Origin of the sequence: Selenomonas bovis DSM 23594 (genome assembly GCF_000381005.1) — a bacterium.
Taxonomy (GTDB): Bacteria; Bacillota; Negativicutes; order Selenomonadales; family Selenomonadaceae; genus Selenomonas_C; species Selenomonas_C bovis.
In genome coordinates this window covers 1-12,800 of the sequence record NZ_KB908379.1, presented here as the reverse complement: position 1 = coordinate 12,800, position 12,800 = coordinate 1, and the positions used below count along the sequence as shown (strand labels likewise).

Here is a 12,800-nt window from a genome sequence, read left to right as displayed (position 1 = left end):
TGTATGGCTCTGATAGGAGAACTGTCCGATGCCGCGAGGGGGATGGGAATGAAATTCAATGAGTTTATGGGAGCGCTGCGCAAGGAGATTCCGCACGTCTGCCTTTTGGCGGGCGAGGAGCATTATTATGTGAATAAGGCAGTGGATGCCATGAAGCGTCGCCTTTTCCCTGATGGGGCTGGCGAGGACGCCATCGAGCGGGTGTCCGGCGACATGGACATCGATCAGCTCATTGGCCTCGTCGAGACGGTGCCGTTCTTCTCCGATAAGAATGTCATCATTGTGCAGGAGCCGCCCTTTTTCAAGGCGGCGGGCGGAAAAAAAAAGGACACGCAAGCGACAGATTCTGCCAAGGGAAAAAAGACGGCGGACAAGAAAATGGAGCGGCTGCAGCAGCTGATCGCGTCGCCGCCCTCCTTTTCCTATGTGATCTTCCTCATGAAGGAAAAACCTGACAAGCGGAAGAAAATCACAAAGGCCGTCGAGCAGGCGGGGCTCATCCTTGAGGCGGAGCCCGTGCGGGCGTGGAATATCAACGACTGGCTGCGTCCGAAGCTGCGCGCGCTGGGCAAGGAGCTCGACCGCGATGCCTATGAGTATTTCCTCAATGCCATCTCCATGATGCAGCAGATCTCGCTCTCGTACCTCGACCAGGAGTTTGACAAGATCGCGCTTTTTTCCTCAGCGCCTCGCATCACGAAAAAGGAAATCATCGAGGTCTTTGCCGGCCTGCCGGAGGTTTCCGTCTTTGCGCTCGTCGACGCCATCAGCGCCAAGGACGCGCAGAAGGCACTCGCGCTCCTCGTGCGTCAGCTCAGTGACGGCACCTATTTCACCGTGCTGCTCGCCCTGCTTGCGCGGCATGTGCGCCAGCTCTGGCAGGCGCGCCTTCTGATGGCGCAAGGCGTGCGCGGGCGGGCGCTCGCAAAGCCCCTTGAGCTCAATCCGTTCATCGCGGAAAAGCTCGGGCAGGCAGCGAGTCGGTTCAGTGATACTCAGCTCAAAGACGCGTACTTCTCCCTTGTGGATGCCGACTATCTGATGAAGACAGGGCAGGGGGGCAATGAGCTCCTGGAGCATATCATCATCGGTCTCTGTGCCTGAGGAAGACGGAGCTCATGATCTTTTCATAACTGGATGTTACCATACGAGAAGAAGCTGCAAGGAGTGTATGGTTCCTTGCTGTCAGGGTGTCCTTCCGTCGGTTGCAGAGAGGCGGGATGGATGCGTGAAGGGGGATTATTTATGAAGGTCTTGGTGACGGGAGGCGCGGGCTTTATCGGCTCTCATCTCGTTCGTTTGCTGCAGAAAGCGGGAGAGGACGTCACGGTCGTTGATAACTTCAGCACTGGGCGGCGGGAAAACCTGCCGAATGGGATAACATGTCGCCAGGTCGATGTAACGAGCCCGGCACTCAATGATGTGTTCGATGAGGGTGCGTTCGATGCCGTCGTGCATCTGGCGGGGCAGACGACCGTTCACGTCTCGATGGCGGATCCGGAGCTCGACGGCATGCAGAATGTTATCGGCTCGATCCACGTTCTGGAGCAAGCGCGGCGGTGCGGCGTTTCCCGTGTGATCTTCGCCTCGACGGCAGCCAGCTACGGCGATGTGCCAGAGGAGCGCCTGCCCATCGACGAATCGGAGGCGCTCTCGCCGCTCTCCTTCTATGGCCTTTCCAAGGTCACGGTGGAGAAATATCTCGCACTCTATCAGCGCGCCTACGGACTCGACTACGTCGTGCTCCGTTTTGCCAATGTTTATGGCGAACGACAGGGCATCGGCGGCGAGGGCGGCGTCATCAGCATCTTCGCGAAGAAGGTCGCGCAGGGGGAACCGCTGACGATTTACGGCGATGGCGGGCAGACGCGGGATTTCATCTATGCCGGCGACATCGCAAGCGGCATTTACGCCGCGCTCAAGACGCAGCAGGTCAACCGCGCTTACAATCTCTCTACGCAGACGGAGACGAGCCTCAAGGAGCTCGTCTCCGTCCTCGAGCAGGCAGTGGGGCATGAGATTCCCGTCTCCTGCAAGGAGGCGCGCTCCGGCGATATCTATCAGTCCGTGCTCGCCAATGGACGCGCGCGGCGCGCGCTCGGCTGGCAGCCGGAAGTGAGCCTCGAAGAGGGGCTGCGCCGCACGTATCGTTATTTCAAAGAGATGCAGCAGCAGTAGCATGGATGAGCTGCCGTGAGACATTGCGCAAATCACGAGAGAAATAGGAGTAAGTCATCATTCCCCGCTGGTGGAACCGGCGGGGGATATTTTTTATTTGACAATGATAATGATATAGGTTATCATAAACAGCGTAGAAATCATCTATTATCATTTTCAATACGAGGAGGCGTTTCTCTTGACACTCAAGGATGGCAAGACAGGCATGAAAGTGAAGGTCTTGGAAATCGGTGATTCCGCGCTCAAGAATCGGCTCATGACGATGGGACTCATCCCCGGTACGCAGGTCAAAGTCCTGCGCTCTGCGCCGCTCGGCGATCCCATCGCCATTGGCATCCGTTCTTATAACTTGGCACTGCGCCGCGAGGATGCGGCGAAGATCCAGGTCGCACAGGTCGGCTGATATCTGCCGGTTGAACGCAGCAAGGCTCGAGAGCAGGCGGATTTTTTCTCTAGAGAGATAATCTTCCTGCCGCGAGAGCAGCGAAAGGAGACGTATTTTTCATTATGTCAACATTAGCAGTGGCACTCACCGGCAATCCGAATACCGGTAAATCTACAATCTTTAACGAACTGACGGGCGCGCGGCAGAAGATCGGCAACTGGCCGGGCGTCACGGTCGACAAGAAGGTCGGCTATACGCGCTACAAGGATCGCGCGATCTCCGTCGTCGATCTGCCGGGGACGTACAGCGTCAACGCGCGCAGCCCGGAGGAGAAAATCGTCATGGATTTCCTCCTGAACAACAAACTTGATCTCGTCGTCGACGTCGTCGATAGCTCGAACATCGAGCGCAATCTCTTCCTCACCGTGCAACTCCTCGAGCAGGGTATCCCGCTGCTCATCGATCTCAATATGCAGGACGACGCAAAGCGCCGCGGCATCCGGATCGATACGAAGAAGTTCGAGCAGGTGCTCGGCATGCCGGTCGTCGAGACGGTCGGCCGCAGCAAGAAGAGCACGCGCCGGCTCCTCGACGTCTTCACGTCGACGGTCATGGCGCAGTATGAGCCGAGCAATCTCGTGAAGGAGCATATCAGGAAAGTCGAGGCCATCCGCGCGAACGGCAGGTCAGAGGCGGAGCAGCAGGAGGAACTCGCCGAAGCGCGCTACGCGCTCATCGATAAGGTGATGGACTATGCGGTCGACATCGGAAATGTCGGCCCGTCGCGCTCCGAGAAAATCGACCATTACCTCGCGAACGGCGCGCTTGCGCTGCCGATATTTCTCCTGATTCTCTACGGGGTATTCCAAATCACCTTCACCTGGATCGGGCAGCCGATCGCTGATTTCCTCGATGATGCCATCAATACGGATTTCCTCGATTTCATGACGGGCTTCCTCACGGAGGCCGGCGTTGCCGACTGGCTCGTCTCTCTCGTCTGCGACGGCATCATCGCGGGCGTGGGTGCAGTGCTCACGTTCGTGCCGCTGATCTTCGTCCTGTTCTTCTGCCTGTCCTTCCTCGACGGTACAGGCTACATGGCGCGCATCGCGTTCATCATGGATCCGATCATGCGCCGCTGCGGCCTCACGGGCAAGGGCATCATGCCGCTCATGATGGGCTTCGGCTGCGGCGTGCCGGCCATCATGGGCGCGCGGGCGCTCGACTCCGAGAAAGACCGCATGGTATCCATCCTCATCACGCCGTTCCTCACCTGCGGCGCGAAGCTGCCGATCATGGCGCTCTTCGCGGCGATGTTCTTCCCGGACAACGCGGCGAATATCGTTTTCGCGATGTACATCCTCGGCGTCGTGATGGCCATCATCGTCGCCAAGGGTCTCGGCGCGACGATGTTCAAGGACAAGGGATCGACGTTCCTGCTCGAGCTGCCGCCGTACCGCATGCCGGACATGAAGTCGGTGCTGCTCGAGACCTGGGACAAGGGCAAGGGCTACCTCGTGAAAGCTGGTACCATCATCTTCGCGGCCTCCGTACTGCTCTGGGTAATGTCGAATTACAATTTCAGCGGCCCCTGCGAGATCGAGGACTCCATCCTCGCTACGCTCGGTGACTGGATGTCGAAACTCTTCACGCTGCAGGGCTTCGACACCTGGGAGGCCGGCGCGGCCATCCTCTCGGGCATCATGGCAAAGGAGACGGTTGTCGCGACCATCGGTATCCTCTACGGCGCAGGCGATGTCTCGACGGAGGCGGAGGATGCCGCCGATACGGCATCGACGATGATGCAGACGAGCATGGCAACGGCGTTCACGAGCCTCTCCGCGTTCGCGTTCATGGTCTTCTCCCAGCTCTATACGCCCTGCGTCACGGCGCTCGGTACGATCAAGAAGGAGGCGGGCGGCTGGAAATGGGTCGGCTTCTCCGCGGTCTACCAGTTCGCGATCGCCTGGGTGGTTTCCCTGCTCGTCTATCAGGTGGGACGCCTGCTCGGCTTCTGAGCGCCTGCTTATATTGTGAATGAATCCGTAGTTCCTTAGAATGGAGGGATAAATGATGGCAACGTTGCTTGTAGGCCTACTTCTTCTCGTGGCACTCTATTTCGCGCTGCGCCATGTCGTGCGGAATCTCCGCGAGGGCAAAGAGGATTGCTGCGGCGGCTGTCCCGGCTGTCATGGCGGCTGCAACAGCTGCCATCCGCATGCCTGAGGGGGAACCGTAAATGCGGGCATATATCCTCTCTCTCTTGGATAGAACATAAGACAGGAAAGGCTGGATGCTCATTCCGGGCATCCAGCCTATTCTGCATTTTCGCGCAGATTCTTATTTTATTCCTTGCTCGTGTCCCCAGGCGCTGATCTTTGTGTAGAGCGGGACGGGGACGTGGTATTTTCCGCCGAGGGCGACGACGCGGTCGACGAGGCCGGAGAATTCTGAGGTTCTGCCTGCGGCGACGTCGCGCTGCATCGAGGTCGTGAGCGTCGGGGCGGAGGCGTCCATGATGCGCAGGCCCTCTTGGACGAGGTCTTTTTCGAAGGTGAGGCCCATGGCCGCGCCGAGGGCTTTGACTTCCTCGATGAGGGCGATGAAGGTGTCGCGGGCGCGGCCGCCCGGCTGCATGTCGCCGCTCACGGCGTCGCAGTAGAGCCCCGCGGCCCCCATCGGTGAGACGAAGGCGAATTTTTGGAGTGCATCGCGCTCGATGGTATCGGTGAAGTGCGCGTGGATGTCTGCTGCGCGCAGGATGCGCTCGGTCTCGGCGGCTTTCGCGCGCAGGCGATCGTCTTGCTCGCGGCGGAACCCGAAGAAGACGCGCAGGATCTTGCCGGATTGCGCGATGATGCCGGGAGCCTCTCGCCGTGCCCAGATGTAGATGCAGCCGTCGAGGCAAGTGAGGCCGAGCAGCGCCTGCTGCATGACGCCGCCTGTGCCGAAGACGTTGAGGATGGGGATGATGAGTGTCTCTTTGTCCGCTGTGCGGCGGGCGAAGTCTATGGCTGCTTGCAGGCTGTTGTATTTGAAGCAGACGAAGATGACGTCCGGCGTATCTCTATATTCCTCCAAGGTGCAGGACTTGACCTGCGGTATGCGCAGGTCTGCCGCTGCGTCGCGGCGGATGGTGATGCCGTTTTCCCGCAGCGCCTGCAGGTTCTTGCCGCGCGCGAGGAATGTTACGTCATTTCCGGCATGGGCGAGGTAGGCACCGAGGCAGCCGCCGGTGCCGCCCGTCCCGAGAATAGCGAATTTCATGCAAATTCCTCCATTCAGTAGTCTGCTCTTATCATACCATGTTTGGGAACAATATATTTTCTTTTTTTCGCAATTTATGATATGATGACAGCGTATTGAGAATTTTTTCCAGTCGTGTGGGGGGGCACTGCGTTCCTCGTGCGGCAGATGAGGAGGTTATCATTTGAGAGTTCGGAATATCGTTTTGCTCCTCTTGGCGGTGGGGACAATCCTGCTCGCGGGGTGTGGCGCGCAGACCGCGACGAAGGAACACAGTGGCAATTTCCATATCGTGACGTCGTTTTATCCCATGTACATCGACGCGATCAATATCACGCGCGGCGTTGACGGCGTGACGGTGACGAATATGACGAAGCCGCAGACAGGCTGTCTGCATGATTACCAGCTCACGACGGAGGACATGAAGACGCTCGAGAAGGCGGACGCGTTCATCGTCAACGGCGCGGGGATGGAGAGTTTCCTCGACAAGGTCATCAAGGCGCAGAAAGGGCTCGTCGTCATCGACGCTTCGCGCGATATCCCGCTCCTCGAGGAGAAGGGGGAGCAGAATCCCCATGTCTGGCTCAGTATCTCGAAGGACATCGAGCAGGTGAAGAACATCGCCGCGCAGCTCAAAGAAGCAGATCCAGAGCACGCCGATGCGTATGAAGCGAACGCCGCGGCGTATCTCGAGAAGCTCACGGCGCTGAAGGATGAGATGCACGCTGCGCTCGACGGCGTGCCGCATAAGGACATCGTGACGTTCCACGAGGCGTTCCCGTACTTCGCGGAGGAGTTCGGCCTGCATATCGTAGGCGTCATCGAGCGGGAGCCTGGCTCGGAGCCGACGCCGGAGGAACTCGAGGCGACCATCGACCAGGTGAACCAGCTGCCGGTCAAGGTGCTCTTCACCGAGCCGCAGTATTCCCCGAGCGCCGCTGAGACCATCGCGCGGGAGACGGGGGCGAAGATTTACGAGCTCGATCCTGTGGTGACGGGGGAGGCGACGCCGGAGGCGGCGGATGCGTACCTTGTGGCCATGCGGAAAAATATGGAGGCGCTGAAACAGGCACTGCAGTGAGAAAGCCCGCACAAAGAGAGGCACCGCTGAGGAATCGTCAGAGGTGCCTCTCTTTGTTTGCACAGCAGGCGGCGAGGTCTTGGGAACAGTCTGGGGCAGAGGGAACCTGTCCGCTTTGAAATTCTGCGCGTCCGTACTAGCAAATAAAAGGCAAATAAAAAAGATGCAGGCGAAAATCTTCGCACTGCACCTTCTGGATGTATCAAGAAATCTTACTTGTTTGCCTTGACGAGCGCAAGGATCTCATCTGCGCGGCCGTTGGATCCGAGGACGTCCTTGATCTTGTGCTCGACGAGCTCCTTGACATAGGAGCGGCCGTCGGCGATGTACTGGCGCGGGTCGAAGTGCTCCGGATGAGTCATGAAGTGCTCGCGGATGCCGGCCGTCATCGCGAGGCGGAGATCGGAGTCGATGTTGATCTTGCAGACTGCGGACTTCGCTGCCTTGCGGAGCTGATCCTCAGGAATGCCGACAGCATCGTCGAGCTTGCCGCCGTTGTCGTTGATGATCTTCACGTACTTCGGAATGACGGAGGAAGCGCCGTGGAGGACGATCGGGAACTCCGGAATCTTCTTCTCGATCTCAGCGAGGATGTCGAAGCGGAGCTCAGGCGGAACGAGCACGCCGTCAGCGTTGCGCGTGCACTGCTCTGGCTTGAACTTGAATGCGCCGTGGCTCGTGCCGATGGCGATGGCGAGGGAGTCGACGCCCGTCTCGCGGACGAACTCCTCGACCTCTTCCGGCTGCGTGTAGGCTGCCTCGTGAGCAGCGACTTTCACATCATCCTCGATGCCGGCGAGTTTGCCGAGCTCGGCCTCGACGACGACGCCGTGCTCATGCGCGTAGGCAACGACTTCCTGCGTGCGCTTGATGTTCTCCTTGAACTCATACTTGGAGCCGTCGAACATGACAGAGGTGAAGCCATCATCGATGCAGGCTTTGCACGTCTCGAAGTCCGGGCCGTGATCGAGGTGCAGGGCGACAGGGATGTCGTTGACCTCGAGGGCAGCCTCGACGAGGTGACGGAGATACGGACCCTTGGCGTACTTGCGGGCACCGGCGGATGCCTGGAGGATGACCGGGGATTTCAGCTCGGCAGCAGCTTCCGTGATTCCCTGGACGATCTCCATGTTGTTGATGTTGAAGGCGCCGATGGCGTAGCCACCCTCGTAAGCCTTCTTGAACATTTCTTTTGTTCCAACTAATGGCATTTTTACATTACCCCCTAGTAATTTGTGTTCAACCATTCATGAACTTATTTCATTATATCATAGAACGCGGGACAGGTGTATAGGCCTTGTGCAAATTTTCTCGAAATCCGTCAAATGCTTGCAAACGGGAAAGAAGAAGTGATAATTGCCTGCATATCCGGCGGCAGCGGCGCGTTGATACAGCAGTCCGCGTGCGTGATGGGATGGCGGAAGGAGAGCTGCGCGGCATGGAGCGCCTGGCGCGCGATGCGCGCGTCTGGCGTTCCGTAGAGGTCGTCGCCGAGCAGAGGGCAGCCGAGGCTCGCAAGGTGGACGCGGATCTGATGGGTGCGGCCTGTGTCGAGCGCAAGGCGGACGAGTGAGAGGCCGCCGCTGGTAGCGAGGACGCGGTAGTGTGTGCGTGCCGCCTTGCCGCCGTCCTCAGGCGCGCGTACCTCCTGGCGGATGAAGCTGCCGTCGCTGCGCCCGATGGGTTTGTCAATGGTTCCCTCTACCGTTGGCAAGGTACCACAGGCGACGGCGAGATAGAAGCGGTGGAATCTTTTCTCGCCGTTTTTCGTGAGCATGTGCTGGATCTGCGGTTCCTTGGCGATGAGCACGAGGCCTGTTGTCTGGCGGTCGAGGCGGTGCAGCGGGTGGAAGTGATGTGTTTCCCCTCTGCGCTGATAGTAGCCGAGGACGGCATTGGCGAGCGTCCCTTTCGGCTCGACGGTGAGCGGATGGACGAGCTGCCCGGCCGGCTTGTTCACGGCGAGCAGGAAGTTGTCCTCGTAGCGGATGTCGAGCGGCAGGTCCTGCGGCTCGATGGGATAGGCGTCAGGATTGCGCGGTTTCTCGCTCTCGAAGGTGAGGATGTCGCCATTTTGCACCATTGTGTGCGTGGCGTTGGCGGAGAGGCCGTTTTTGCGGAAGTCCCCGGTGTGCTTGAGGCGTTTCCACTGGGAGTTCGAGATGCCGTAGTGACGGATGAGGTAGGCGCGCGTGGGAAGCTCCGTACATCCTGCCGGGAGCTTGACGATGAGGCGCGTCACGACTGCTGCCCGTGGCGCTCCGCGGCGTCCGCTGCTCCTTGGCCCGCGGGCGCGAAGGGCTCGCCGCGCAGCAGGGCGATGACGCGGAAGAGCAGCGAGAGCACGATGGCGACGACGGTCGCGAGCGCCATGCCCTTGAGCGTGACGGTGCCGAGCGTGATGCTTGCCGTAGAGACGCCGATGCCGAGCACGATGGAGGTGAGCAGGAGGTTCATCGGCTGGTTGTAATCGACCTTCGCCTCGACGAGGATGCGGATGCCGGAGGCCGCGATGAGGCCGAAGAGTAGCAGTGAGACACCGCCCATGACGGGCGTGGGGATGCTCTGGATGAGGGCGGCGAGCTTGCCGAGGCAGGAGAGCAGGATGGCGAATACGGCCGCACCGCCGATGACCCAGGTGGAGAAGACGCGCGTGATGGCGAGGACGCCGATGTTCTCGCCGTAGGTGGTGTTCGGCGTCGAGCCGAAGAAGCCGGAAATGATGGTCGAGATGCCATTGCCGAGGATGGAGCGGTCGAGCCCCGGATCCTTGGTGAGGTCATGGCCGACGATGTTGCCCGTCACGATGAGGTGGCCGATGTGCTCGGCGATGACGACGAGCGAGGCCGGCAGGATGATGAGGATGGCGCCGGACTCGAAGACGGGATGGTAGAACGTGGGCAGCGCGAACCACGGCGCGCGCTCGACGAGGCTCCAGTCGACGATGCCCGTGCAGGCCGCGATGATGTAGCCGGAAACGACGCCGATGAGGATGGGGATGATGGAAAGGAAGCCTTTGAACGCGACGGAGGCGACGATCGTGATGGCGAGCGTCGCGAGGGAGACGAAGATGGCAGTCTCATCCGTTTTCTCTCCCGTGAGTCCCGCCATGCCGGCAGCCGTCGGCATGAGCTCGAGGCCGATGACGGCGACGATGGCGCCCATGGAGGCGGGCGGGAAAATGACGTCGATCCAGCCTGTGCCGACCGCCCGGATCAGCAGCCCGACGGCGCAGAAGACGATGCCGACGACGATGAAGCCACCGAGCGCTGCTTCGTAGCTGTACTGGGCGAGTACGAGGAAGACCGGCGAGAGGAACGCGAAGCTCGAGCCGAGATAGGCGGGGATGCGCCCTTTACAGATGATGAGGTAGAGAATGGTGCCGATGCCATTGAAGAGCAGCACGGTGGCCGGGTTCACCTTGAAAAGGATCGGCACGAGCACCGTGGAGCCGAACATGGCGAAAAGGTGCTGCAACGAAAGCGGGATGGTCTCGAGGAGCGGCAGGCGCTCCTCAACGCCGATGGCGCGGCGGGTAGACATGGAAAACACTCCTTTGTAAAATAATGAGTACGAAAATTCCCTTTCACGCTACCATATTCATTCTTGTTTGTCCAGATGCGCGCCGATTTCGCTGTGGGGACAAAGCGGCAGAGGAGAGACTGTGGTAAGGGCAGTCGTATGGAATTTACTGTAAGGGCGATGCCCAATGTCCACGAAATGGACGTTTGTGCATGTAGCTTTGTACGTCAAAAGCCTCGGCGTTTGCCGAGGCTTTGGGGAATGATATGGTTGACGTTTTTGTCAGATGCATCACGTCGCGTTGTGTCAGTGCGCGCCGCAGGTGCCGGTCGCGGCCGTGCAGTCCTCATCCTTGTTCGTGAGGCCGAGATCTTTGAGCATCTGCATATCCTCCTTGATGGTCGTGCCGGAGGTCGTGAGCATGTTGCCCGTGATGGAGGCCGAGGCGCCTGTCTCGAACGCCGTCGCGCCGTTTTGCGGCAGGAGCTTGCGCCCCGCCGCGAGGCGGATGTTCGCCGTCGGGTTGATGTAGCGGAAGAAGGCAATCGTGCGCAGGATGTCCTCCGCGGGCAGCTGGGGCCGCCCCTCCATGCCCGTGCCAGGAATCGGCATGAGCGCGTTGATGGGGATGGACTCGATGCCGAGCTCCTGCAGGGAGAGCGCCATGTCGAGACGGTCCTCCCAGGTCTCGCCCATGCCGATGATACCGCCCGAGCAGACGCAGAAACCTTCCTCCTGCGCCATCTTGATGGTACGGATGCGGTCGTCGTAGGTGTGCGACGTACAGATCTGCGGGAAGAAGCGGCGGCTCGTCTCGATGTTGTGATGATAGCTCGTGACGCCGGCCTCATGCAGCCGGTGCAGCTGCTCGCGCGTGAGCAGACCGTGCGAGGCGCAGAGGTCGATCGTGAGTGTTCGCTTCATTTCTTTGTATGTCTCGATGGCCTTGTCAAAATCCCGACCCGTGAGCGCACGCCCTGAGGTCACGATGGCGAAACGGTTCGCACCGGCTTCCTGGTTGGCACGCGCGTTGCGGATGATTTCTTCCTTGGGGAGGAAACCGTACTCGTCGATGCCCGTATGATGGCATGCCGCCTGCGCGCAGTACTTGCAGTTCTCGCCGCAGCGTCCCGACCGGCCGTTGATGATGGTGCAGAAATCAATATGCTTGCCGCAGAAGTGCCGCTGCAAACGGCCGGCGCCTTCTTGCAGTTCCTCCAGGGGAGCGGTGAGGAAGAGGGAAAGATCGTTTGAGCGGCGGATGCGGTCGCCTGCGATGATATCCGTTGCCAGCTGGTCGGGAGTACGGTTGTTTCGATTCATTTCGATGGCCTCGCTTTATAATCAGAATAAATAGGAAACACTAACATTTTATAGTCAACATTATATATAAGACATCGTTGACAGTCAACACCTCAGCCTAACGATGATACCGGTTTGATTTTAGAATCTGGAGGAACTATGGGTGCATCAAAGTTGCGCCCAAAATGATAGCGGATTGAGAAACAAAGGTCGAATGGTAACCGATACCACATGAGATGGTATCAGCTTGCCAACCAATGATTTAATTTATTGGTAGTGTCAACTCTTATGTGTAAACTTTATAGTGTAGGACGAAAAAATTAATCCGTGAACATTTCCAACAACTCTGGATATGCTTCTTGAAATCCGCGATGTGCTTTCCCAGAGAATCGTCGGTTATAATCACAGTAGACCGTGCAGGCGAATCGTTCCAGAGAATCCTCATTAGGGAATTGCTCCTTGAGCTTTGCCTTGTGACGAAATCCTTTGTTGTTGTTCTCGATGAGGTTTGACGTGTAGATTGTCTGCCGGATGCTCTTCGGAAACTCGTAAAACGAGAAGAGGCTGAACTCATTCTGAAAAGGCTTATGAAGTCGCTTGTACTTTGTTCCATACGAGCCGAGAAAGGCTGACAGTTCTTGTTTTGCGAGTGCGGCATTCTCCTGCCGGTACACACGCTTAAGCGTATCCAGGACGATCTTCCGATCAGAAGGTCGCACCAGGCGGCTTACAGCACGCATGAGATGAACCCAGCAGCTCTGATGCCTGGCACGCGGGAACTCGTTCTGTACTGCGTCTGGGAGACCAACAAGGCCGTCCGAGATGAAGAGCAGTACCTGTTCCAGTCCCCGCGTTTTCAAGCTCTTTAGCATATCGGCGTAGTTCAGCGCTGACTCTGAAGGCAGAATGGCATAGTCAAGAATTTCCTTGTGTCCTTCCGGCGTAATGCCGAGCAGGACATGGATAGACTCCTTGGCTACGCTGTCGCGACGGAGATTGACATACATTGCATCACAAAAGATGACGGCATATCGCTTGGCGACTGGTCGTTTATGAAACTGTTCAACCTGATCCGACACATTAGCT

At 58.6% G+C, this 12,800-nt stretch carries 12 protein-coding genes; 6 read left to right on the top strand and 6 right to left on the bottom strand.

Annotation, left to right across the window (positions count from 1 at the left end; translation table 11 throughout):
- Window positions 1-48: 48 nt before the first annotated feature.
- From holA to F599_RS14995, 5 genes are all read left to right on the top strand, one after another.
- A complete protein-coding gene (holA, locus tag F599_RS0100060) occupies window positions 49-1,104 on the top strand; it encodes a DNA polymerase III subunit delta (protein WP_019541492.1) in 1,056 nt (351 codons plus the stop codon).
- A gap of 141 nt (window positions 1,105-1,245) precedes the next feature.
- Complete coding sequence (locus tag F599_RS0100055; protein ID WP_019541491.1) at window positions 1,246-2,178, top strand: NAD-dependent epimerase/dehydratase family protein; 933 nt, start codon at window positions 1,246-1,248, stop codon at window positions 2,176-2,178.
- A gap of 178 nt (window positions 2,179-2,356) precedes the next feature.
- Complete coding sequence (locus tag F599_RS0100050; RefSeq protein WP_019541490.1) at window positions 2,357-2,581, top strand: FeoA family protein; 225 nt, start codon at window positions 2,357-2,359, stop codon at window positions 2,579-2,581.
- Between the two features lie 104 nt (window positions 2,582-2,685).
- A complete protein-coding gene (gene feoB, locus F599_RS0100045; protein WP_026327696.1) occupies window positions 2,686-4,581 on the top strand; it encodes a ferrous iron transport protein B in 1,896 nt (631 codons plus the stop codon).
- Window positions 4,582-4,633: 52 nt separating this feature from the next.
- Window positions 4,634-4,789, top strand: a complete 156-nt coding sequence (locus tag F599_RS14995) for a FeoB-associated Cys-rich membrane protein (RefSeq protein ID WP_244869315.1) — start codon at window positions 4,634-4,636, stop codon at window positions 4,787-4,789.
- Between the two features lie 114 nt (window positions 4,790-4,903).
- Here F599_RS14995 and F599_RS0100035 read toward each other — a convergent pair whose 3' ends face one another.
- Window positions 4,904-5,830: a ketopantoate reductase family protein gene (locus F599_RS0100035; RefSeq protein ID WP_019541487.1), complete on the bottom strand. Its 927-nt coding sequence runs from the start codon at window positions 5,828-5,830 to the stop codon at window positions 4,904-4,906.
- A 163-nt stretch (window positions 5,831-5,993) separates the two neighbouring features.
- Here F599_RS0100035 and F599_RS0100030 point away from each other — a divergent pair, with 163 nt between their 5' ends.
- Window positions 5,994-6,890, top strand: a complete 897-nt coding sequence (locus F599_RS0100030) for a metal ABC transporter substrate-binding protein (RefSeq protein ID WP_026327695.1) — start codon at window positions 5,994-5,996, stop codon at window positions 6,888-6,890.
- Window positions 6,891-7,102: 212 nt separating this feature from the next.
- Here F599_RS0100030 and fba read toward each other — a convergent pair whose 3' ends face one another.
- The 5 genes from fba to F599_RS0100005 form a co-directional block, all read right to left on the bottom strand.
- Entirely contained in the window at window positions 7,103-8,101 is a 999-nt protein-coding gene (gene fba / locus F599_RS0100025) for a class II fructose-1,6-bisphosphate aldolase (RefSeq protein WP_026327694.1), read from the bottom strand.
- A 110-nt stretch (window positions 8,102-8,211) separates the two neighbouring features.
- Window positions 8,212-9,132 carry an RluA family pseudouridine synthase gene (locus F599_RS0100020; RefSeq protein ID WP_019541484.1) on the bottom strand — a complete coding sequence of 307 codons (921 nt, stop codon included), beginning with the start codon at window positions 9,130-9,132 and terminating at the stop codon, window positions 8,212-8,214.
- Complete coding sequence (uraA, locus tag F599_RS0100015; protein ID WP_019541483.1) at window positions 9,129-10,433, bottom strand: uracil permease; 1,305 nt, start codon at window positions 10,431-10,433, stop codon at window positions 9,129-9,131. The genes F599_RS0100020 and uraA overlap by 4 nt, the downstream gene beginning before the upstream one ends.
- 285 nt (window positions 10,434-10,718) lie before the next feature.
- On the bottom strand, window positions 10,719-11,735 hold the full coding sequence (gene bioB, locus F599_RS0100010; RefSeq protein WP_020700414.1) for a biotin synthase BioB: 1,017 nt from the start codon (window positions 11,733-11,735) through the stop codon (window positions 10,719-10,721).
- Between the two features lie 299 nt (window positions 11,736-12,034).
- Window positions 12,035-12,800 (bottom strand): IS256 family transposase (locus tag F599_RS0100005; protein WP_019541481.1); only part of this gene is annotated, 766 nt, incomplete at its 5' end.

Bases quoted from the DNA above. Each gene is read 5' to 3' on its own strand.
- holA (WP_019541492.1), top strand. From the start codon at position 49: ATGAAATTCAATGAGTTTATGGGAGCGCTGCGCAAGGAGATTCCGCAC.
- F599_RS0100055 (WP_019541491.1), top strand. From the start codon at position 1,246: ATGAAGGTCTTGGTGACGGGAGGCGCGGGCTTTATCGGCTCTCATCTC.
- feoB (WP_026327696.1), top strand. From the start codon at position 2,686: ATGTCAACATTAGCAGTGGCACTCACCGGCAATCCGAATACCGGTAAA.
- F599_RS14995 (WP_244869315.1), top strand. From the start codon at position 4,634: ATGATGGCAACGTTGCTTGTAGGCCTACTTCTTCTCGTGGCACTCTAT.
- F599_RS0100035 (WP_019541487.1), bottom strand. From the start codon at position 5,830: ATGAAATTCGCTATTCTCGGGACGGGCGGCACCGGCGGCTGCCTCGGT.
- fba (WP_026327694.1), bottom strand. From the start codon at position 8,101: ATGCCATTAGTTGGAACAAAAGAAATGTTCAAGAAGGCTTACGAGGGT.
- uraA (WP_019541483.1), bottom strand. From the start codon at position 10,433: ATGTCTACCCGCCGCGCCATCGGCGTTGAGGAGCGCCTGCCGCTCCTC.
- bioB (WP_020700414.1), bottom strand. From the start codon at position 11,735: ATGAATCGAAACAACCGTACTCCCGACCAGCTGGCAACGGATATCATC.